This is a genomic window from Mesorhizobium sp. YL-MeA3-2017, from assembly GCF_030814575.1.
Taxonomy (GTDB): domain Bacteria; phylum Pseudomonadota; class Alphaproteobacteria; order Rhizobiales; family Rhizobiaceae; genus Mesorhizobium; species Mesorhizobium terrae.
Window position 1 is genome coordinate 5262176 of record NZ_JAUSVH010000001.1, and the last position, 19775, is coordinate 5281950.

The window sequence follows — 19775 nt, forward strand, 5'->3', positions numbered from 1 at the left end:
GGAGCCGGAACAATGCAGAAGATCCGCAAAGGCGACAAGGTCGTCGTGCTTTCCGGCAAGGACAAGGGCCGCTCCGGCGAAGTCCTGTCCGTGCAGCCGAAGGAAGACACGGCCATTGTGCGCGGCATCAACATCGTGGTTCGCCACCAGCGCCAGACCCAGGCGCAGGAAGGCGGCCTGATCAGGAAAGAGGCACCGATCCACCTCTCGAACCTCGCGATCGCCGACCCCAAGGACGGCAAGCCGACCCGCGTCGGCTTCAAGCTCGAGAAGGACGGCAAGAAGGTACGAGTCGCCAAGCGCTCGGGAGAAGTCATCAATGGCTAAGGCAGCACAAACCGCGCAGAACACGCCGCGCTTGAAGCAGGTCTACAACGAGACCATCAAGAAGGCGCTGCTGGAGCAGTTCAAGTACGACAACGAGATGCAGATCCCGCGTCTCGACAAGATCGTGCTGAACATGGGTGTCGGCGAAGCCACGGGCGATTCCAAGAAGCCTTCGGTCGCCGCCGAGGACTTGGCGCTGATCGCTGGTCAGAAGCCGGTCATCACCCGCGCCCGCAAGTCGATCGCCGGCTTCAAGGTTCGCGAGAACATGCCGATCGGCACCAAGGTGACGCTTCGCAAGGAGCGCATGTATGAGTTCCTGGACCGCCTGGTCAACATCGCGCTGCCGCGCGTTCGCGACTTCCGCGGCCTGAACCCGAAGAGCTTCGATGGCCGCGGCAACTACGCCATGGGCATCAAGGAGCACATCGTGTTCCCGGAGATCAACTACGACAAGGTCGATCAGATCTGGGGCATGGACATCATCGTTTGTACGACTGCGAAGACGGACGACGAGGCCAGGGCATTGCTCAAGGCCTTCAACTTCCCCTTCCGCCAGTAACGGCAGCGAGCAAAGGAAAAATCTGAAATGGCAAAGACCAGCTCAGTCGAAAAGAACAACCGGCGCCGCAAGCTTGTGGACCAGTACGCTGCCAAGCGTAAGGCCCTCAAGGACATCGTCATGGACCAGTCCAAGCCGATGGACGAGCGCTTCCGCGCCCAGCTGAAGCTCGCGGCCCTGCCGCGCAATTCGGCCAAGATCCGCATCCGTAACCGCTGCGAAGTCACGGGCCGTCCGCGCGCCTTCTATCGCAAGCTCAAGGTCTCGCGCATCGCGCTTCGCGATCTCGGCAATACCGGCCAGATCCCGGGCCTGGTCAAGTCGAGCTGGTAAGGAGGACATACTATGTCATTGAGCGATCCTCTCGGCGATATGCTGACCCGCATCCGCAACGCCTATGGCCGTAAGAAGTCGACCGTGTCGACGCCGGCTTCGCGTCTGCGCGCCCGTGTTCTCGACGTGCTGAAGTCGGAAGGTTACATCCGCGACTACAGCCAGACCGATTTCGAGAACGGCAAGTCGGAAATCGAGATTGAGTTGAAGTACTTCGACGGCAATCCGGTCGTGCGCGAAATCTCGCGTGTTTCGAAGCCGGGCCGCCGCGTCTACGTTTCGGCCAGGTCGATCCCGCAGGTCGCCAACGGCCTCGGCATCGCCATCCTTTCGACCCCGAAGGGCGTGATGGCCGACCACGAAGCGCGCGAGCAGAACGTCGGCGGCGAAGTTCTCTGCCAGATCTTCTGATCGGCGAATTGAGATAGGAAGGACGAGCGAAAATGTCTCGTATTGGTAAGAAGCCCGTCTCGGTGCCTGCCGGTGTGACCGCTGCGGTCGACGGCAAGACTGTCACGGCGAAGGGCCCGAAGGGCGAGCTGAAGTTCGTCGTCAACGACGAAGTGCTGGTCAAGCTGGACAACGGCCAGATCGCCGTTGAACCGCGCGATCAGTCGAAGGACGCACGCTCCAAGTGGGGCATGTCGCGTACCCAGATCGTCAACATCCTGACCGGCGTGAAGGACGGCTTCGAGAAGAAGCTCGAGATCACCGGCGTTGGTTATCGCGCTGCCATGCAGGGCAAGAACCTGCAGCTGGCGCTCGGTTTCTCGCACGACGTGGTCTATGAGACCCCGCAGGGCATCACGATCACCGTGCCGAAGCCGACCGAAATCACCGTTTCGGGCATCGACAAGCAGCAGGTCGGCCAGGTCGCGGCCGAGATCCGCGAATACCGCGGCCCCGAGCCCTACAAGGGCAAGGGCGTCCGTTATGCGGGCGAGAAGATCGTCCGTAAGGAAGGCAAGAAGAAGTAACAGGCTTGGCTCCCGAAACGTCGCGGACGTTTCAGGCAAGGCTGGATTATCGCAACGCCACGGGGTGTTGCTGCGGGAGGCCAGAACCTACCGCACAAGGCAACCCCCGTTTTACAAGGCAAGGAATACGACTATGGCAACCAAGGAAGCCACGCAGCGCCGCTCGTCGCGCATTCGCCGCCAGATCAAGGCGGTTTCGAACGGCCGTCCGCGTCTTTCGGTGCACCGCACCTCCAAGAACATCTACGTCCAGGTGATCGACGACGCGAAGGGTCACACCATCGCCGCCGCCTCGACGCTTGAGAAGGACTTCAAGGCCGGCAAGAAGACCGGTGCCGACACCGCCGCCGCCGCTGCCGTTGGCAAGCTGGTCGCCGAGCGCGCCGTCAAGGCCGGCGTCAAGGAAGTCGTCTTCGATCGCGGCGCCTACATCTATCACGGCCGCGTCAAGGCGCTGGCCGAAGCCGCCCGCGAGGCTGGCCTCAGCTTCTAAGTTCGAACCATTCCGGAAGTCGGCTTCGAAAAAGGGGCTGACATTTCGGAACGGATCGTGCAGAAGGCGCAAGTTTTTCGCCGCCGGCGACCTCGAAAAGGGGCGCCGGCATTTCAGCAACCCGTGCTTCCGGAAAAGAACAAGGATTAGGATATGGCACAGGAACGTAGGGAAGGCGGCCGCGAGCGCGGTCGCGACCGCGAAGAGCGCGACGACGGCATCGTCGACAAGCTCGTACACATCAACCGCGTCGCCAAGGTGGTGAAGGGCGGCCGTCGCTTCGGCTTCGCTGCTCTCGTCGTCGTCGGCGACCAGAAGGGCCGCGTCGGCTTCGGTCATGGCAAGGCACGCGAAGTGCCGGAAGCCATCCGCAAGGCGACTGAATCGGCCAAGCGCGACATGATCTTCGTGCCGCTGCGCTCAGGCCGTACGCTGCACCACGACGTCGAAGGCCGTTGGGGCGCTGGCAAGGTTCTGCTGCGTGCCGCCAAGCAGGGTACCGGCATCATCGCCGGCGGCCCGATGCGCGCCGTCTTCGAGACGCTCGGCATGCATGACGTCGTCGCCAAGTCGATGGGCTCGTCGAACCCGTACAACATGGTTCGCGCCACCTTCGACGCGCTGAAGAGCCAGATGCATCCCAAGGATGTGGCTGCCGCTCGCGGTATCAAGTATTCGACCCTTCAGGCCCGCCGCGGCAATGCCGTAGCGGCTGATGAATAGTCGATAGCTGAGAGGACCACGAACATGGCCAAGCAAGCTACCAAGACCATCACCGTCGAGCAGATCGGCTCGCCGATCCGTCGGCCGAAGGAACAGCGCGCAACGCTGGTCGGCCTCGGCCTCAACAAGATGCACCGCAAGCGCACCCTGGAAGATACGCCTTCCGTGCGCGGTATGATCGCGGCCGTCCAGCATCTCGTCCGCGTTGTGGACGAGAAGTAAGCCGCAGGAGAAGACCAATGAAACTCACCGATCTGCGTGACAAGGACGGCGCCACCCACTCCAAGAAGCGTCTTGGCCGTGGTATCGGCTCGGGCTCGGGCAAGACCGCTGGCCGCGGCGTGAAGGGTCAGAAGGCCCGTTCCGGCGTTGCCATCAACGGCTTCGAGGGTGGCCAGATGCCGCTCTACCGCCGTCTGCCCAAGCGCGGCTTCACCAACATCTTCGCCAAGAGCTTCGTCACCGTGTCGCTCGCCCGCATCCAGGCGGCGATCGATGCCAAGAAGCTTGACGGCAAGGAAGTCGTGACCGGCGAAGCGCTCGTCAAGGCCGGCGTTCTGCGCCGCCTCAAGGACGGCGTGCGCGTCCTTTCTGACGGCGAACTCAAGGCCAAGCTCTCGTTTGACGTCGCTGGCGCCTCCAAGGCCGCCATCGAGAAGATCGAGAAGGCCGGCGGTTCCGTGAAGCTGCCTGAACAGGCCGCCGCCGAGTAAACATGTTTTGACAAGCGGCCGCGTCTCGACGCGGCCGCTTGCATCTTGGCACCGCCGAGCCTATGTCCCTTGCTCGGTGACACGCGCTGCCCGAAGCGGGCCTTTCCCGCGTCATCTAGCGGAGATATTGAATGGCTTCGGCTGCTGAACAACTAGCATCCAATCTCAATTTCGCGGCTTTCGCCAAGGCCGAGGATCTCAAGAAGCGCATCTGGTTCACGATCGGCGCTCTCCTCGTCTATCGCCTCGGCACCTATATTCCGCTTCCCGGCATCAATCCCGAAGCTTTCGCTCAGGCATTCCAGTCGCAGTCCAAGGGCGTGCTGGGCATGTTCAACATGTTCGCCGGCGGCGCCGTGCAGCGCATGGCGATCTTCGCGCTGGGCATCATGCCCTACATCTCCGCCTCCATCATCATGCAGCTGATGACCTCGGTCATCCCCTCGCTGGAAGCGCTGAAGAAGGAAGGCGAGCAGGGCCGCAAGGTCATCAACCAGTACACCCGCTACGGCACCGTGCTGCTTGCCATCGTGCAGGCCTACGGCATTTCGGCGGGACTGGAGAACGGCAACGGCATCGTCACCGATCCCGGCATGTTCTTCCGCATTTCCACCGTCATCACGCTGGTCGGCGGCACCATGTTCCTGATGTGGCTGGGCGAGCAGATCACCGCGCGCGGCATCGGTAACGGCATTTCGCTGATCATCTTCGCCGGCATCGTCGCGGGCCTTCCGCACGCCATTTCCGGCACGCTGGAACTCGGCCGCACCGGCGCGCTCTCGACGCCGCTGATCCTGGCCATCATCGTTCTGGCCATCGTCGTCATCGCGCTCATCGTCTTCTTCGAGCGCGCCCAGCGCCGCCTGCTGATCCAGTATCCGAAGCGCCAGGTCGGCAACCGTATGTTCCAGGGCGACACCTCGCACCTGCCGCTGAAGCTCAACACGTCGGGCGTCATTCCGCCGATCTTCGCGTCGTCGCTGCTGCTTCTGCCGGCAACCGTCGCGGGCTTCTCGAACGCGAGCAATCTGCCGTCCTGGGCAAGCGCCGTGCTTGCCTCGCTCGGCCACGGCCAGCCGCTCTACATGGCGTTCTATGCCTCGATGATCGTGTTCTTCGCCTTCTTCTATACGGCCATCGTCTTCAATCCGAAGGATACGGCCGACCAGCTGAAGAAGCATTCGGGCTTCATCCCGGGCTATCGCCCCGGCGAACGCACCGCTGACTATATCGACTACGTGCTTACCCGCATCACCGTGATCGGCGCTATCTACCTGGTCGTTATCTGCCTTCTGCCGGAATTCCTGATTTCGGCCACTGGCGTACCGTTCTACCTTGGTGGCACTTCGCTTCTGATCGTGGTCAGTGTAACGCTCGACACCGTTGCGCAGATTCAGGGTCACCTGATCGCGCATCAGTACGAGGGACTGATCAAGAAGTCGAAGCTGCGCGGGGGTAAGAGAGGCAGATGAAGTTGATATTGCTTGGCCCGCCTGGTGCGGGCAAGGGGACGCAAGCGCAGCGACTGGTCGAAAAACACGGCATACCGCAACTCTCCACCGGAGACATGTTGCGCGCCGCGGTCAAGAACGGCACCGAAGTTGGCAAGCGCGCCAAGGCAGTGATGGATGCGGGCGAGCTCGTCTCCGACGCCATCGTCAACGCCATCGTCGCCGAGCGGATCGATCAGCCGGACTGCGCCGGCGGTTTTATCCTCGACGGCTATCCCCGCACCCTGGCGCAGGCCGACGCGGTCGAGGCGATGCTGTCCGAGCGCAAGCTGAAGCTTGATGCCGTCATCGAACTCGTCGTCGACGACAAGGTTCTGGTTGGCCGAATCGTCAAGCGCGCCGAAGAGGCCGCCGCCGCCGGGCAGCCGGTGCGCAAGGACGACAATCCGGAAATCTTCGAAGAGCGCCTGCGCGAATACTACAAGAAGACCGCGCCGCTCATCGGCTACTATCATGCCAAGGGCCTGTTGAAGGGCGTCGACGGCATGGCCGATATCGACGCCGTGACCAGGCAGATCGAGGCTATTCTGGCCACTTCTGTCCAGAAGTGAACAAATCGGCTTGACTAGGCCGGGCTGCTGGAGTATGGCGGCCCGTCTCCCTATCAGGCATGAGCTTTGCTTGTCCGTGAGGACAAGGCATCTGCTTTGAACAGGAACTCCCCGCAAGGGCCGGCCTCCACCGGACGCGGGATAACGTAAAGCGCCGTTTCGACCCTGTCGGCCGGCCCAGATGGAGAAAGAGAAGACATGGCCCGTATAGCCGGCGTCAACATTCCGACCAACAAGCGCGTCGTCATCGCGCTGCAGTACATTCACGGCATTGGCAAGAAGTTCGCCCAGGAGATCGTCGACAAGGTCGGCATCCCGGCCGAGCGCCGCGTCAACCAGCTGACCGACGCCGAAGTGCTGCAGATCCGCGAGACGATCGACCGTGACTACCAGGTCGAAGGCGACCTGCGTCGCGAAGTCTCGATGAACATCAAGCGTCTGATGGACCTCGGCTGCTACCGCGGCCTGCGTCACCGTCGTTCGCTGCCGGTGCGCGGTCAGCGTACCCACACCAACGCCCGCACCCGCAAGGGGCCGGCGAAGGCGATCGCCGGTAAGAAGAAGTAATTGGCGGCAGTCGCCAGTAGGCAACGGGCAGTCGGAAAAACCGACTGCCGACTGCCGAAGTCCGACTGCCTTCCAGGTGGAGCCGCTGGCATTACGGCGGTGTAGAGATCAACTGAAAGGACTACCATGGCCAAGGAAGCCGCACGCGTCCGTCGTCGCGAACGCAAGAACATTTCGTCGGGTGTCGCTCACGTCAACTCGACCTTCAACAACACCATGATCACCATCTCCGACGCGCAGGGCAACGCGATTGCCTGGTCGTCGGCCGGTGCCCAGGGCTTCAAGGGTTCGCGTAAGTCGACCCCGTTCGCCGCCCAGATGGCTGCCGAGGACGTCGCCAAGAAGGCGCAGGAACATGGCATGCGCATGCTCGAGGTCGAGGTTTGCGGTCCGGGTTCGGGTCGTGAATCGGCGCTGCGCGCTCTGCAGGCCGCCGGCTTCACCATCACCTCGATCCGCGACGTGACGCCGATCCCGCACAATGGTTGCCGCCCGCGCAAGAAGCGCCGCGTCTAACATTTTTAGAATACCGACGGGAACGCTTCGTGCGTTCCCGAATGGTTTCCAGGTCGCCCACCACGATTGGATGGTGGTGGGGAAACGGAAGGACAGACAATGATCCAGAAAAACTGGCAGGAACTGATCAAGCCCAACAAGATCGACTTCTCGTCGAAGGGCAAGACGCTGACGACGCTGGTCGCCGAGCCGCTCGAGCGCGGCTTCGGTCTGACCTTGGGCAACGCGCTGCGCCGCGTGCTCTTGTCGTCGCTGCGTGGCGCGGCCGTCACCGCCGTGCAGATCGACGGCGTGCTGCATGAGTTCTCGTCCATCGCCGGCGTGCGCGAGGACGTGACCGACATCGTGCTCAACATCAAGGAAATCGCCATCAAGATGGAAGGCGATGGTCCCAAGCGCATGGTCGTGCGCAAGCAGGGTCCGGGCGCCGTTCTGGCTGGCGACATCCAGACCGTCGGCGACGTCGAGATCCTGAACCCCGACCATGTCATCTGCACCCTCGACGAGGGCGCGGAAATCCGCATGGAATTCACCGTCGACACCGGCAAGGGCTACGTGCCTGCCGAGCGCAACCGGGCCGAAGACGCGCCGATCGGCCTGATCCCGGTCGACTCGCTCTATTCGCCGGTCAAGAAGGTCTCCTACCGCGTCGAGAACACCCGCCACGGCGAAGAACTCGACAAGGACAAGCTGACCATGACGCTTGAGACCGACGGTTCGGTCACGGGTGAGGACGCGGTGGCTTTCGCCGCCCGCATCCTGCAGGACCAACTCGCTCTGTTCGTCAACTTCGACGAGCCGCAGAAGGAAGTCGCGGCCGAGGCCGTTACCGAACTCGCTTTCAACCCGTCGCTGCTGAAGAAGGTCGACGAGCTGGAGCTTTCGGTGCGTTCGGCGAACTGCCTGAAGAACGACAACATCGTCTATATCGGCGACCTCATTCAGAAGACCGAAGCCGAAATGCTTCGCACTCCGAATTTCGGCCGCAAGTCTCTGAACGAGATCAAGGAAGTTCTGGCTGCTATGGGCCTGCATCTCGGCATGGAAGTGCCGGACTGGCCGCCGGAAAACATCGAAGACCTCGCAAAGCGCTACGAAGACCAATATTGAGCATGAATTTCCAAGGGCGGGCGGCATAAGCCGTCCCGTCCGACGGTCATGCGGAAAACCATCAGAGGCCGTGGCCTCTTGAACAGATAAAGAAGGAAAAGAGCCATGCGCCACGGTTTCAAAGGCCGTCGTTTCGCCCGCAGTGTAAGCCACCGCAAGTCGATGTTCGCCAACCTCGCCGTGTCTCTGATCGAGCACGAGCAGATCGTCACCACCCTGCCGAAGGCGAAGGACCTGCGTCCGATCGTCGAGAAGCTGGTGACGCTCGGCAAGCGCGGCGACCTGCACGCCCGTCGTCAGGTCATCGCCCAGATCGGCAATGAAGGCGTCGTCAAGCGCCTGTTCGACACGCTGGCCCCGCGCTACGCCAACCGCAACGGCGGCTACCTGCGCATCATGAAGGCCGGCTTCCGCAAGGGCGACAACGCCGCGATGGCGGTCATCGAGTTCGTCGATCGCGACACCTCGGCCAAGGGCGCCGCTGACCGCGCCCGCGTCGAGGCAGAAGCGAGCGAGACCGAGGCCGCCTAAGCCTTTCGGACTTTCTTGAAAGACATTAAGGGGCCCTTGGGGTCCCTTTTTGTTTCTGGAACACCACATGAGCGACGGCTGCAAGAAAGGTCGCTGACATGTCCGCACGAGTTTTCCGCGTCTTCCTATTCCTGGTAGGTCTGATGACAGGCGGCACGCTCGCCGCCGAAGCCAAGGGGACGGCACCCATGCTGATCGAAGCGACAATCGCTGGCGACATCGCGCAGATCAAGGCGGCGATCGCTTCCGGCGCCGATCTCGAACAGCGCGATGCCAAGGGCCGCACGGCGCTGCTCATCGCCACCCATGCCGACAACCCAGAGGCGGCGAAGCTGTTGATCGCTGCCGGCGCGGACGTCAACGCCAAGGACGATATCCTCGACACGCCTTTCCTCTACGCCGGCGCGGAAGGGCGCGACGACATCCTGAAAGCCATCCTCGCCACCGGCAAGGCAAATCTCAAGGACACCAACCGCTTCGGCGGCACTGCCCTGATCCCCGCCGCCGACCACGGTTTTCCGGAGACGGTGCGCATCCTGCTTGGCACTGGCATCAACATCGACCACGTCAACAATCTTGGCTGGACGGCCTTGATGGAGGCGGTGATCCTGGGGGACGGCGGCCCGGTGCAGCAGGAGATCGTCGCGCTCCTGGTCGATGCAGGGGCCAGGGATATTCCCGACCATGATGGCATCAGCGCGCTCCAGCACGCCAGGAAGCGCGGCTACGCGGCGATCGTCGAGCGCATCACCGAAGGCCGGCGCCCGCTCTGAAAATCCGGGTGGCCGCCTCTGCAGAGGCAAGTGGGGAACGTCACCGACAAATCGTACACCTGTCATGCCAGGGTCATGGCTTTCCAACAAAACGACTTCAGGGCCGGTCCGCGGCTCCGCTATCATCGTTTTGAGGGATCAGGGATATGACCAAACTCGTTCGGCACTCGCTTTTGGCCACCGCGGCACTGTCCACGCTGCTTGTTTCCGGCGCCGTCTACGGGCAGGGCGCCGCCGATGCCTTCCTCGAACGCGGGGCCAAGGGCGACATTACCCTGCATGGCGGCGCGCGCCGCCTGACCGGCGAAGTCACCGCCGAGCTGCAGAAGTTCATCAACAATGGCGAGGTGAAGAACGTCATCCTGCTGATCGGCGACGGCATGGGCGATTCCGAGATCACCGTGGCGCGCAACTATGCCGAAGGCGCCAGCGGCTTCTTCAAGGGCATCGACGCGCTGCCCGTCACCGGCCAGTACACCCACTATGCGCTGGACAAGAAGACCGGCAAGCCGGACTATGTGACCGACTCGGCCGCTTCCGGCACCGCCTGGGCCAGCGGCGTGAAGACCTATAACAACGCCGTCGGCGTCGACATCCACGAGAAGCCGCACAAGACGCTGATCGAGCTGGCCAAGGCTGCCGGCATCGGCACCGGCAACGTCTCGACCGCCGAGATCCAGGATGCCACGCCGGCCGTGCAGGTGGCGCATGTCACCCAGCGCAAGTGCTACGGCCCGTCGGCGACCGCCGAGAAGTGCCCGACCAACGCGCTCGAGAATGGCGGCCTCGGCTCGATTTCCGAACAGCTTTTGAACACCCGTGCCGATGTCGTTCTGGGCGGCGGCGCCAAGAGCTTTGGCGAAACCGCCCGCGCCGGCGACTGGAAGGACAAGACGCTGTTCGACCAGGCCAAGGAACGCGGCTTCCAAATCGTCAGGACGGCCGACGAGCTCAACGCCCTTAGCGCCGCCGGCAACGACAAGCCGGTGCTCGGCCTGTTCTCGGAAGGCAACATGCCGGTGCGCTGGAAGGGGCCGAAGGCCAGCCGCTACGGCAACATCGAAAAGGAAGCGGTGACCTGCGAGCCGAACGCCGACCGCACCGCCGCCGTGCCGACGCTCGCCGCCATGACCAAGAAGGCCATCGACCTGCTCAAGACCAACGAAAAGGGTTTTTTCCTGCAAGTGGAGGGTGCGTCGATCGACAAGCAGGATCATGAGGCCAACCCCTGCGGCCAGATCGGCGAGACGGTCGATCTCGACGAGGCCGTCCAGGCCGCGCTCGACTTCGCCAAGACCGACGGCAAGACGCTGGTGATCGTCACCGCCGACCACGCCCATGCCAGCCAGATCATCCCGAACGACACCAAGGCGCCCGGCCTCACCCAGGCGCTGAAGACCAAGGACGGCTCGGTGATGTCGGTCAGCTACGGCAATTCAGAAGGCGATTCGCAGGAACACACCGGCGCGCAGCTGCGCGTCGCCGCCTTCGGTCCGCGCGCCGCCAATTTCGCCGGCCTTACCGACCAGACCGACATGTTCTTCACCATCCGCGATGCGCTGAAGCTCGGCAACTGACGATCCTCGACCCCCGGCGCCCCGTCCTTCCCGATCCGGAAGGGCGGGGCGTCGCCGTCTAGTGCCCGTTCATGTGGATACGGGGCAGGACAGCGAAGCTTCGGCACAGGGCAGGGCAGCGAAGCTTTCTCGCAGGGCAGGACCGTGAAGCCTCGTCATTCCCGACCGCGTGAGCGAGGCACGAGCGGAGCGTGTCGGGAATCCATACCGGAACGCTGACGCCTCGGCGCGGTGCAAGATGTGGATTGAATGCGTGGAGGAAGGCGCAAGCTCAAAGAAAGTACGTTGTCCTTTCAATCCCTTGTCGCAAACCGCACGAAAACCGCGCGCGGATTTGCCCACATGATCGAGGCACACGCCACAATCAGCCCATCGCCCTCACGGGAACCTGGTGCGCACCGGGTATCAGGGAGGGCGCCGGTGCCGGACTGGCAGCGCTAACGGTGGCGCTGTCTGGTGACGAGCCCTAAGTCCGGGCCCTGGAAAAACCCGGCCGCCGCAAATGGCGGCTTTGAGGCCCGAAGTCTGCCGTCGCGAAGGACGGCGAGGTCGGTCCGGGGCAAGAACACTGGCGGGGCGCCCGGAAGGCGCCACGTACTATTACAGAGAGGCACCGACCCGGCGCCCCGCTTCCCACCTCCCGCAAGGGAGTGTTTTTTGACAATGGCCAGGGCGGATTTCCGCAGCGTGGCGATGAAGAAGTGTATCAACGCTACTATGCGTCGACGCGACTGTACCGCCGCCGTCATTCCGGCCGAGCGCAGCGAGAGCCGGAACCCATTGGCCGCTTCATCGTCGAGCACGGCCCGGTCCTCGTCCTGAACCGTTCACGCAGCCGGACCGGCGCCGCGTGTTTCACGGCTGTCCGCGCGAACCCAGGTCCCGGCCGCGCTGCTCAATGGGTTCCGGGTCGGCGCTCGGCTTCGCCTCGCTGGCCCGGAATGACGAACGCTTGAGAAGCCGCCCCGTCACATCCCTCTGAAGGCCTGAAACAGGATGAAGGCGGCAACCACGCCGTCATTCCGGCCGAGCATAGCGAGAGCCGGAACCCATTGGCCGCACCGTCGTCGAGCACGGCCCGGTCCTCGTCCTGAACAGTCCGTATTGCCTGGACTGACGCGCTGAAATGGCGCCGTCAAAAAACAGCGCGTCGCGCCAACCATCGACAAATTTGGCAATTGTCGCTACGGCCTTTCAAATTGCACATTCCTCGCGACAATGGCGCGGAACTTGTTCGGAGGATTCGGTATGCGTTCTAAGCGGCTGTCTCTCATTCTGTTTTGCGCCTTTGTGGCGCTGACGGCCAATTTTGTCGCCGGTCGCGCGGTGGCGCAGGAAGCCACGCCGCCGGCCACCAAGAACGAGCCCGGCCTGTCCGACGTGCTGACCGACCTTCTCCATGGCGTCGAGGGCAACAACACCGCTGGCCCGGACAAGCGCGTGCCGTTCGGCCGCGAGGAAGTGCAGCTGTCCTTCGCGCCGCTGGTCAAGCAGACCGCGCCCGCCGTGGTCAATGTCTATGCCTCGCAGACCGCCAAGGTGACGTCGCCGTTCGACGGCGATCCCTTCTTCGAGGAGTTCTTCGGCCGCTCGATGCCGCGCGCGCAGTCGTCGCTGGGCTCCGGCGTGCTGGTCGACCCGACCGGCGTCATCGTCACCAACTACCACGTCATCAAGGGCGCCGACGAGGTCAAGGTGGCGCTGGCCGACGGGCGCGAATTCACCTCCAAGGTGATGCTCAAGGACGAATCGCTCGATCTCGCCGTGCTCAAGATCGAGGGCGACAAGCCGTTCCCGGTCATCGCCATCGGCGATTCCGACGCGCTCGAGGTCGGCGATCTGGTGCTGGCCATCGGCAACCCGTTCGGCGTTGGCCAGACCACCACCTCCGGCATCGTCTCCGCGCTTGCCCGCAGCCATATCGGCATTTCGGATTCCGGCTATTTCATCCAGACGGACGCCGCCATCAATCCCGGCAATTCCGGCGGCGCGTTGATCAACATGGGCGGCCAGCTGGTCGGCATCAACACCGCCATCTACAGCCGCAGCGGCGGCTCGATCGGCATCGGCTTCGCCATTCCCGCCAACATGGTGCGCGCCTTCGCCGAGGCCGCCAAGTCCGGCAGCGATTTCTTCGAGCGGCCCTATATCGGCGCCGAGTTCGAGGCGGTGACGCCGCAGATCGCCGAATCGCTCGGCATGCAGAAGGCGACCGGCGCTCTGGTTTCCTCCGTCGCCGACGGCGGCCCGGCCGCCAAGGCCGGCCTGAAGCCGGGCGATGTCGTGCAGACGCTGAACGGCACCGTGGTCGAAGGCATCGAGGCGCTGGATTACCGCATGGCGACGCTGTCGATCGGCTCGAACGCCACCTTCGGCGTGCTCACCAAGGGCCAGCAGCAGCAGATCGCCATCGCGCTCGAACGCGCGCCCGAAGGCCTGAAGACCGCCGAGCTGATGTTGCGTGGCCGCAGCCCCTTCGCCGGCGCGCGGGTGGCCGATCTGTCGCCGCGGCTGGCGCAGCGTCTCGGCATCCGCACCGACGTCAAGGGCGTAGCTGTGGTCGATATCGAGCGCACCTCGCCGGCGGCGGATTTCGGCTTCCAGCCGGGCGACATCGTGCGCGAGGTCAACGGCGTCACCATCGACAGCGCCAAGAAGCTGGAAGAAGCAGCGCTGCAGAACACGCGCTGGTGGCGTTTCACCGTCGAGCGCGGCGGCCAGACGCTGCGCCAGGTGTTGCGTTACTGAGTGTTGCGTTCCTGACCCCAGCACTGTGAAATGGCCCCATGGCCGATCTGTTCGGAACCGCTGAACCGCAAAAGGCGCCGCCGGGCCGGCCATTGGCCGACCGGCTGCGGCCGCGATCGCTTGCCGAAGTCGTCGGTCAGGAACAGCTGACCGGGCCCGACGGCGCCCTCTCGCGCATGATCGCCTCCGGCACGCTGGGCTCGATGATCTTCTGGGGCCCGCCCGGCACCGGCAAGACCACGGTGGCGAGGCTCCTGGCCGGCGAGACCAGCCTTGCCTTCGAACAGATATCGGCGATCTTCTCCGGCGTAGCCGACCTGAAGAAGGTGTTCGAGACGGCGCGCCTGCGCCGCACCAATGGCCGCCAGACTTTGCTGTTCGTCGACGAGATCCATCGTTTCAACCGCGCCCAGCAGGACAGTTTCCTGCCGGTGATGGAAGACGGCACCGTCATTCTGGTCGGCGCCACCACGGAAAACCCGTCCTTCGAGCTCAACGCCGCTCTGTTGTCGCGTTCGCGCGTGCTGGTGTTCCAGTCACTTGGCGAAGACAGCATCGCCAGGCTGCTCGACCGCGCCGAGCAGACGGAAGGCAAGCCGCTGCCGCTGGATGAGGAGGCGAGGGCGACCCTGGTGCGCATGGCCGACGGTGACGGCCGCGCCGCGCTGACGCTCGCCGAGGAAGTCTGGCGGGCCGCGAAGCCGGGCGAAATCTTCGATCCCACCGGCCTGCAGGAGGTGGTGCAGCGCCGCGCGCCCATCTACGACAAGGGACAGGACGGCCACTACAATCTGATCTCTGCCCTGCACAAATCCGTGCGCGGCTCCGATCCCGACGCCGCGCTCTATTATCTGGCGCGCATGTTCGACGCCGGCGAGGACCCGCTCTATCTCGGCCGTCGGCTGGTGCGCATGGCGGTGGAAGACATCGGCCTGGCCGACCCGCAGGCGCTGGTCGTCGCCAATGCCGCCAAGGATGCCTACGATTATCTCGGCTCGCCCGAGGGTGAACTGGCGTTTGCGCAGGCCTGCGTCTATCTGGCCACCGCGCCGAAATCGAACGCCGTCTACAACGCCTTCAAGGCGGCGACCCGCGCCGCCAAGGAGAACGGCTCGCTGTTACCGCCTAAGCATATCCTCAACGCGCCGACCAAGCTGATGAAGGAAGAGAGTTACGGCGCCGGCTATCGTTACGACCACGACGAGCCGGACGCCTTTTCCGGCCAGGATTATTTCCCCGAAAAGATGGGCCGCCAGACCTTCTACGACCCGCCCGAACGCGGCTTCGAGCGCGAGATCAGGAAACGGCTGGAATACTGGTCGAAGCTGAGGAAGGAGCGCGGCGGCTAGGGCCGGTTTCTCGGCATCAGCCCATATTGCTGGTGTCTTCCAAAATAATGACCTTTTTACTCCGCTTTATGTCCTCGTTCACAGGAACTGACCCGGCGTCCGTCTTGTGCGCAATCGTGAATAAGCTTATGCAGCCGACACTGGGGTAAATGCGTCGCTGCCGAGGGCGCGGCGAACTCTCAAAAAGGGTGGCGCCCGGCGCCAGGCTCGATATGACCAAAGATCAACGCAAGGCAATCCGCAAAGCCGCCATCGCCGTGGTGATTTTGGGGGTCGGCTTCTATTTCATTCCCATCATCACGCTGATCTGGCTCGTCTGCGGCCTTATCGACGTGCTGCGCAACAAGAAGAAAGACCAGCGGCTGTTCAGCCTCTATTTCACCGGCAACGGCATGTTCACCTGGCTGCTGTCGCCGTTCAACCTGCTGGTCGACCTGATTTCCTACAAGAACTGGGGCGTGTGGAAGCTGGAGCAGTTTCCGGCCGATTATCAGCGCGAAGTCAACGAGGTGCTCGACGTTTTCAAGGAGCGCCGCAACGAGATCATCGCTGACATCGACGCCAATTTCGGCACCGGCCGGCGCGGCATGTATGTCTACCAGTGGTACGGCAAGCACAAGATCGACAACGTTCCGGAGTTCAACAAGGACTTCAAATATGTGAAGACCATCGCCGTTTCGGTGTTCTCGGGACGGGAATCGACCTCCTGGCATTTCGGGCCGCTGCGGCTCTCCTTGCGCGTGCTGTACAACCTGATCCCGGTCAACGCCGAGATCTTCGTCGAATGCCAGGATGCCAGGAACTACTGGCACGACAATCCGATGTACATCTTCGACGACACGCTGCTGCACCGCTCGGTCAACGAGTATGACGGCCGCCGCTACTGCGTGTTCATGGACGTCATCCGCCCGTCCCCGGTGCCGGGCGTGGTTGCGGCGCTGCTGAAGATTGTTTCGATGAGCGTCGAGCGCATCAACTCCATGTTCTACAAGAACTGGAAGATGATCTCGTCCAACAAGGGCAAGAAGGCCGAGGCGTAAATCGCGACCGGCGACACGGAAGAGGGCGATGCTTCATCTTCTCCTCGTGGCGGTTGGCGGCGCGATCGGCGCCGGCATCCGCCATCTCTTCAATCTTGGCGCGCTCAGGCTTGTCGGCCCCAATTTTCCCTGGGGCACGATGGTCATCAACATCATCGGCTCCTTCGTCATGGGGGCCTTCATCGCCACGCTGTCGCGCCGCTACGGCGGCGCTTCCTCGGAATTGCGCCTGTTCGTCGCCACCGGCATCCTCGGCGGCTTCACCACCTTCTCCGCCTTTTCGCTGGATTTCGCCACGCTGTGGGAGCGCGGTGCGGCGTTGACGGCGCTGGGTTATGCGCTGGCCAGTGTCGTTGGCGCGATTCTGGCGCTGTTCCTCGGGCTTTGGCTCGTAAGAACGCTGCCTTAGAGCGCCGCGCGTCCAATTGGACGCGCAAAGGACGCTCTAACATGTTGAATCTGCTGCATCGGCCCGAAAATCGATTCCGATTTTCGGGCCGATGCAGTAGTGCTATTGGCGCGCTTCGAAGAATAAAGGCGGACCCATGGCAGGCGTCGAACAGATCACGGTGGAAGCCGGCGAAACAGGCATGCGCCTCGATCGCTGGTTCAAGAGCCACTATCCCGGATTGAGCTTTGTGCAGTTGCAAAAGCTGCTGCGCTCCGGCCAGGTGCGCGTCAACGGCGCCCGCGCCAAGACCGACACCCGCGTCGAGCCGGGGCAGGTGATCCGCATTCCGCCGCTGGATGTCGACAAGAAGGGTGGCGCCGACCAGCTCACCGGCTACTCGATCCGCAATCAGGACGATGCGGACGTACTCAAGAAAATGCTGCTGCACGAAGACGACAAGGTCTTCGTCTTCAACAAGCCGGCGGGTCTTGCCGTGCAGGGCGGTTCCGGCGTGACCCGCAATGTCGACGACATGCTGGAGGCCTGGCGCAACAAGAAGGGCGAGAAGCCGCGCCTGGTGCATCGGCTGGACCGTGATACGTCCGGCGTACTGGTCATTGCGCGCACGCGGCTCGCTGCCATGAAGCTGTCGGAAGCTTTTCGCGCCCGCGAGACCAAGAAGACCTATTGGGCGCTGGTGAAGGGCGTGCCGCCGAAGCGCGAGGACAAGATCTCGACCTGGCTGGTCAAGGAACCGACACCCGACGGCGACCGTGTCCGCGTCGCCAAGCATGGCGAGAAGGGCGCCGACCACGCGGTCTCTTATTACCGGGTGGTCGAGCAGGCGGCGCAATCATTGTCCTGGCTTGAGATGGAGCCTTACACCGGCCGCACCCATCAGCTGCGCGTGCACGCCGCCCATATCGGCTGTCCCATCATCGGCGATCCGAAATATTTCGAAGCCGATACCAATTGGGATTTCCCAGGCGGCATGCAAAACCGCCTGCATCTGCACGCCCGCCGCATCGTCATCCCGCATCCCGACAAGGGCTTCGTCGACGTGACCGCGCCGATGCCGCCGCATATGCGCCAGAGCTGGAACCTGCTCGGCTTTGACGAGGCAAGCGCCGAGGACTAACCGTAGGGCGGTGAACCACCGCTCCGCTTGCCTTGGATCATGCCGCGAGCACCCACGTCCTGTAGGGAACTGGCTGATTGAAGCCGGCGCGGAGGATGGGAATGAGCACTGCGAGCCATAGTCTGGACCGCCGCGACGCCATCGACACCGCCGCGGTGGTTTTCATGCTGGCGCTGACCTTCTCCTGGGGGCTGAACGGCGTCGCTGCCAAGCTCACCAACACCGGCTACAACCCGATCTTCCTGAACGTGGCGCGCTCGGCGATTGCCTGCGTGCTGGTTTTCCTGTGGTGCCGCTTCCGTGGCATCCGGCTGTTCGAGAAGGACGGCACGTTGTGGGGCGGCATCCTGGCCGGCCTGCTGTTCGGCGCCGAGTTCTGCCTCGTTTTCGTGGCGCTGGAATACACGACGGTGGCGCGGAACTCCTTGCTGGTCAACACAATGCCGTTCTGGGTGCTGGTCGGCGCGCATTTCTGGCTGGGCGAGCGCATGACCCTGCAGAAATTGCTCGGCCTCGCGCTGGCCTTCTGCGGGGTGGTGGTGATCTTTTCCGACCGGCTGGGCGCCGCCGGCCCTTCGACCATGACCGGCGATCTGCTCAGCCTCGCGGCGGGGCTGTTCTGGGCACTGACCACGCTGGTTATCAAGCGCTCGAAGCTGCAGACGGCCGGCGCCGAGAAGGTTCTGCTCTATCAGCTCGTGGTTTCCGCGTTGATGGCGATCCCGCTGGTGCCGCTGGCCGGCCCGGCGCTGCGCGACGTGACGCCGCTGGCCACCGGCGCGCTGCTGTTCCAGGCCGTTTATGTCGTTGCCATCACCTATATCGTCTGGTTCTGGCTGATGCGGCGTTATCCAGCGGCGGGGCTGTCGAGTTTCACCTTCCTGTCGCCTGCATTCAGTGTCATATGCGGCTGGCTGATCCTCGGCGAACCGCTGACCTGGAAGATCTTTCTGGCGCTCGGCCTGATCGGCGCGGGACTGAGCATCGTCAACCGGCCAAGGCGGCTGAAGACGACGTAGAAGATGGATAGGCAATGCGCGACATTCTGAGCGATCTCGAGGCTGGCAAACAGCTTTCCGACCCGGACCCGGTGCGCCGCGCCCAGATCCAGATGAAGACGCCGCTGCCGAAGCGCTTCTACACCGCCGCCTCGGTCGTGCCGGTCGAGAATGCATTCGCCGTCCATCTCGACGGCAAGTCGGTGCGCACGCCAGGCAAGGCATTGCTGGCGCTGCCGACCGAAAAGGCGGCGGCACTCGTTGCGGCGGAGTTCGAGGCACAGGCCGAGACGATCGATCCGGTGACGATGCCGGTGCTGCGGCTGGTCAACACCGCCATCGACGGCGTTGCCTCCGACCCGCAGGCGGTGCTGGAAGATGTTCTGCGCTTCGCCTCGTCCGATCTGCTGTGCTACCGCGCCGACAGCCCGCAGGGCCTGGTCGACCGCCAGAACGTGCATTGGGACCCGGTGATCGACTGGGCGCGTTCATCGCTCGGCGCCCGCTTCGAACTGGCCGAAGGCGTCATCCATGTCGAACAGCCGCGGGAATCGATCGCTGTCCTCGGTGCCCATCTTGCCCGCCGCAACGACCCGTTCCGGCTGGCAGCTATCCACGTCATGACCTCGATCACCGGATCGGCGCTGCTGGCGCTGGCGGTCGATGCCGGCGAATTGACCGGCGAGACGGCATGGACGGCAGGCCACGTCGACGAGGACTGGCAGATCGAGCATTGGGGCCAGGATTCGGAAGCGGTCGCGCGCCGCGCCTTCCGCCATCGCGACATGATGGCGGCGGTGGCCTTGCTTGAAGCGCTGGGCGGATAGCACGTTCCGCCTGTTCCTTG

24 protein-coding genes are annotated in these 19775 nt (G+C 63.4%); all 24 read left to right on the plus strand.

All coding sequences use genetic code 11. The features are described 5' to 3' along the window. Positions 1-12: 12 nt before the first annotated feature. Positions 13-327: a 50S ribosomal protein L24 gene (gene rplX / locus QFZ88_RS24890; RefSeq protein WP_024924769.1), complete on the plus strand. Its 315-nt coding sequence runs from the start codon at positions 13-15 to the stop codon at positions 325-327. Next, a complete protein-coding gene (rplE, locus tag QFZ88_RS24895) occupies positions 320-889 on the plus strand; it encodes a 50S ribosomal protein L5 (RefSeq protein WP_024924770.1) in 570 nt (189 codons plus the stop codon). Before rplX ends, rplE begins: the two co-directional genes overlap by 8 nt. 27 nt (positions 890-916) lie before the next feature. Continuing rightward, the gene (gene rpsN / locus QFZ88_RS24900) at positions 917-1222 is read left to right on the plus strand and encodes a 30S ribosomal protein S14 (protein ID WP_024924771.1); all 306 of its coding nucleotides are present in this window, start codon (positions 917-919) and stop codon (positions 1220-1222) included. Between the two features lie 12 nt (positions 1223-1234). Further along, positions 1235-1633 carry a 30S ribosomal protein S8 gene (gene rpsH, locus QFZ88_RS24905; RefSeq protein ID WP_024924772.1) on the plus strand — a complete coding sequence of 133 codons (399 nt, stop codon included), beginning with the start codon at positions 1235-1237 and terminating at the stop codon, positions 1631-1633. A gap of 32 nt (positions 1634-1665) precedes the next feature. Further along, the gene (gene rplF / locus QFZ88_RS24910) at positions 1666-2199 is read left to right on the plus strand and encodes a 50S ribosomal protein L6 (RefSeq protein WP_024924773.1); all 534 of its coding nucleotides are present in this window, start codon (positions 1666-1668) and stop codon (positions 2197-2199) included. A 133-nt stretch (positions 2200-2332) separates the two neighbouring features. Continuing rightward, complete coding sequence (gene rplR / locus QFZ88_RS24915; RefSeq protein WP_024924774.1) at positions 2333-2692, plus strand: 50S ribosomal protein L18; 360 nt, start codon at positions 2333-2335, stop codon at positions 2690-2692. 153 nt (positions 2693-2845) lie between these two features. Further along, positions 2846-3415: a 30S ribosomal protein S5 gene (gene rpsE, locus QFZ88_RS24920; RefSeq protein WP_024924775.1), complete on the plus strand. Its 570-nt coding sequence runs from the start codon at positions 2846-2848 to the stop codon at positions 3413-3415. Positions 3416-3439: 24 nt separating this feature from the next. Next, on the plus strand, positions 3440-3637 hold the full coding sequence (gene rpmD / locus QFZ88_RS24925; RefSeq protein WP_024924776.1) for a 50S ribosomal protein L30: 198 nt from the start codon (positions 3440-3442) through the stop codon (positions 3635-3637). A gap of 17 nt (positions 3638-3654) precedes the next feature. Beyond that, positions 3655-4128 (plus strand): 50S ribosomal protein L15, encoded by a 474-nt coding sequence (rplO, locus tag QFZ88_RS24930; RefSeq protein WP_024924777.1) that lies wholly within the window; start codon positions 3655-3657, stop codon positions 4126-4128. Between the two features lie 131 nt (positions 4129-4259). After that, positions 4260-5600, plus strand: coding sequence for a preprotein translocase subunit SecY (gene secY, locus QFZ88_RS24935; RefSeq protein ID WP_024924778.1), 1341 nt, complete (start codon positions 4260-4262; stop codon positions 5598-5600). Next, positions 5597-6190 (plus strand): adenylate kinase, encoded by a 594-nt coding sequence (locus QFZ88_RS24940; protein ID WP_024924779.1) that lies wholly within the window; start codon positions 5597-5599, stop codon positions 6188-6190. Before secY ends, QFZ88_RS24940 begins: the two co-directional genes overlap by 4 nt. 198 nt (positions 6191-6388) lie before the next feature. Then, entirely contained in the window at positions 6389-6757 is a 369-nt protein-coding gene (gene rpsM / locus QFZ88_RS24945; protein ID WP_024924780.1) for a 30S ribosomal protein S13, read from the plus strand. A gap of 126 nt (positions 6758-6883) precedes the next feature. After that, on the plus strand, positions 6884-7273 hold the full coding sequence (gene rpsK, locus QFZ88_RS24950) for a 30S ribosomal protein S11 (RefSeq protein ID WP_024924781.1): 390 nt from the start codon (positions 6884-6886) through the stop codon (positions 7271-7273). 99 nt (positions 7274-7372) lie between these two features. After that, positions 7373-8383 (plus strand): DNA-directed RNA polymerase subunit alpha, encoded by a 1011-nt coding sequence (locus QFZ88_RS24955; protein WP_024924782.1) that lies wholly within the window; start codon positions 7373-7375, stop codon positions 8381-8383. Between the two features lie 105 nt (positions 8384-8488). Next, a complete protein-coding gene (gene rplQ / locus QFZ88_RS24960) occupies positions 8489-8914 on the plus strand; it encodes a 50S ribosomal protein L17 (RefSeq protein ID WP_024924783.1) in 426 nt (141 codons plus the stop codon). A 98-nt stretch (positions 8915-9012) separates the two neighbouring features. Next, a complete protein-coding gene (locus QFZ88_RS24965) occupies positions 9013-9687 on the plus strand; it encodes an ankyrin repeat domain-containing protein (RefSeq protein WP_024924784.1) in 675 nt (224 codons plus the stop codon). 146 nt (positions 9688-9833) lie between these two features. Further along, positions 9834-11264, plus strand: coding sequence for an alkaline phosphatase (gene phoA / locus QFZ88_RS24970; RefSeq protein ID WP_024924785.1), 1431 nt, complete (start codon positions 9834-9836; stop codon positions 11262-11264). Between the two features lie 1248 nt (positions 11265-12512). Beyond that, a complete protein-coding gene (locus QFZ88_RS24975) occupies positions 12513-14012 on the plus strand; it encodes a DegQ family serine endoprotease (protein WP_024924787.1) in 1500 nt (499 codons plus the stop codon). A gap of 38 nt (positions 14013-14050) precedes the next feature. Beyond that, entirely contained in the window at positions 14051-15361 is a 1311-nt protein-coding gene (locus QFZ88_RS24980) for a replication-associated recombination protein A (RefSeq protein WP_024924788.1), read from the plus strand. 212 nt (positions 15362-15573) lie between these two features. Next, entirely contained in the window at positions 15574-16401 is an 828-nt protein-coding gene (locus tag QFZ88_RS24985; RefSeq protein WP_024924789.1) for an aspartyl/asparaginyl beta-hydroxylase domain-containing protein, read from the plus strand. A gap of 28 nt (positions 16402-16429) precedes the next feature. Then, positions 16430-16810: a fluoride efflux transporter CrcB gene (gene crcB / locus QFZ88_RS24990; protein ID WP_024924790.1), complete on the plus strand. Its 381-nt coding sequence runs from the start codon at positions 16430-16432 to the stop codon at positions 16808-16810. A 136-nt stretch (positions 16811-16946) separates the two neighbouring features. Further along, on the plus strand, positions 16947-17930 hold the full coding sequence (locus QFZ88_RS24995) for an RluA family pseudouridine synthase (protein ID WP_024924791.1): 984 nt from the start codon (positions 16947-16949) through the stop codon (positions 17928-17930). Positions 17931-18031: 101 nt separating this feature from the next. Beyond that, entirely contained in the window at positions 18032-18949 is a 918-nt protein-coding gene (locus QFZ88_RS25000; protein WP_024924792.1) for a DMT family transporter, read from the plus strand. Between the two features lie 14 nt (positions 18950-18963). After that, positions 18964-19755, plus strand: a complete 792-nt coding sequence (locus tag QFZ88_RS25005; RefSeq protein ID WP_024924793.1) for an ATP12 family chaperone protein — start codon at positions 18964-18966, stop codon at positions 19753-19755. Positions 19756-19775 lie beyond the last annotated feature (20 nt).

Bases quoted from the DNA above. Each gene is read 5' to 3' on its own strand.
- rplX (WP_024924769.1), top strand. From the start codon at position 13: ATGCAGAAGATCCGCAAAGGCGACAAGGTCGTCGTGCTTTCCGGCAAG.
- rplE (WP_024924770.1), top strand. From the start codon at position 320: ATGGCTAAGGCAGCACAAACCGCGCAGAACACGCCGCGCTTGAAGCAG.
- rpsN (WP_024924771.1), top strand. From the start codon at position 917: ATGGCAAAGACCAGCTCAGTCGAAAAGAACAACCGGCGCCGCAAGCTT.
- rpsH (WP_024924772.1), top strand. From the start codon at position 1,235: ATGTCATTGAGCGATCCTCTCGGCGATATGCTGACCCGCATCCGCAAC.
- rplF (WP_024924773.1), top strand. From the start codon at position 1,666: ATGTCTCGTATTGGTAAGAAGCCCGTCTCGGTGCCTGCCGGTGTGACC.
- rplR (WP_024924774.1), top strand. From the start codon at position 2,333: ATGGCAACCAAGGAAGCCACGCAGCGCCGCTCGTCGCGCATTCGCCGC.
- rpsE (WP_024924775.1), top strand. From the start codon at position 2,846: ATGGCACAGGAACGTAGGGAAGGCGGCCGCGAGCGCGGTCGCGACCGC.
- rpmD (WP_024924776.1), top strand. From the start codon at position 3,440: ATGGCCAAGCAAGCTACCAAGACCATCACCGTCGAGCAGATCGGCTCG.
- rplO (WP_024924777.1), top strand. From the start codon at position 3,655: ATGAAACTCACCGATCTGCGTGACAAGGACGGCGCCACCCACTCCAAG.
- secY (WP_024924778.1), top strand. From the start codon at position 4,260: ATGGCTTCGGCTGCTGAACAACTAGCATCCAATCTCAATTTCGCGGCT.
- QFZ88_RS24940 (WP_024924779.1), top strand. From the start codon at position 5,597: ATGAAGTTGATATTGCTTGGCCCGCCTGGTGCGGGCAAGGGGACGCAA.
- rpsM (WP_024924780.1), top strand. From the start codon at position 6,389: ATGGCCCGTATAGCCGGCGTCAACATTCCGACCAACAAGCGCGTCGTC.
- rpsK (WP_024924781.1), top strand. From the start codon at position 6,884: ATGGCCAAGGAAGCCGCACGCGTCCGTCGTCGCGAACGCAAGAACATT.
- QFZ88_RS24955 (WP_024924782.1), top strand. From the start codon at position 7,373: ATGATCCAGAAAAACTGGCAGGAACTGATCAAGCCCAACAAGATCGAC.
- rplQ (WP_024924783.1), top strand. From the start codon at position 8,489: ATGCGCCACGGTTTCAAAGGCCGTCGTTTCGCCCGCAGTGTAAGCCAC.
- QFZ88_RS24965 (WP_024924784.1), top strand. From the start codon at position 9,013: ATGTCCGCACGAGTTTTCCGCGTCTTCCTATTCCTGGTAGGTCTGATG.
- phoA (WP_024924785.1), top strand. From the start codon at position 9,834: ATGACCAAACTCGTTCGGCACTCGCTTTTGGCCACCGCGGCACTGTCC.
- QFZ88_RS24975 (WP_024924787.1), top strand. From the start codon at position 12,513: ATGCGTTCTAAGCGGCTGTCTCTCATTCTGTTTTGCGCCTTTGTGGCG.
- QFZ88_RS24980 (WP_024924788.1), top strand. From the start codon at position 14,051: ATGGCCGATCTGTTCGGAACCGCTGAACCGCAAAAGGCGCCGCCGGGC.
- QFZ88_RS24985 (WP_024924789.1), top strand. From the start codon at position 15,574: ATGACCAAAGATCAACGCAAGGCAATCCGCAAAGCCGCCATCGCCGTG.
- crcB (WP_024924790.1), top strand. From the start codon at position 16,430: ATGCTTCATCTTCTCCTCGTGGCGGTTGGCGGCGCGATCGGCGCCGGC.
- QFZ88_RS24995 (WP_024924791.1), top strand. From the start codon at position 16,947: ATGGCAGGCGTCGAACAGATCACGGTGGAAGCCGGCGAAACAGGCATG.
- QFZ88_RS25000 (WP_024924792.1), top strand. From the start codon at position 18,032: ATGAGCACTGCGAGCCATAGTCTGGACCGCCGCGACGCCATCGACACC.
- QFZ88_RS25005 (WP_024924793.1), top strand. From the start codon at position 18,964: ATGCGCGACATTCTGAGCGATCTCGAGGCTGGCAAACAGCTTTCCGAC.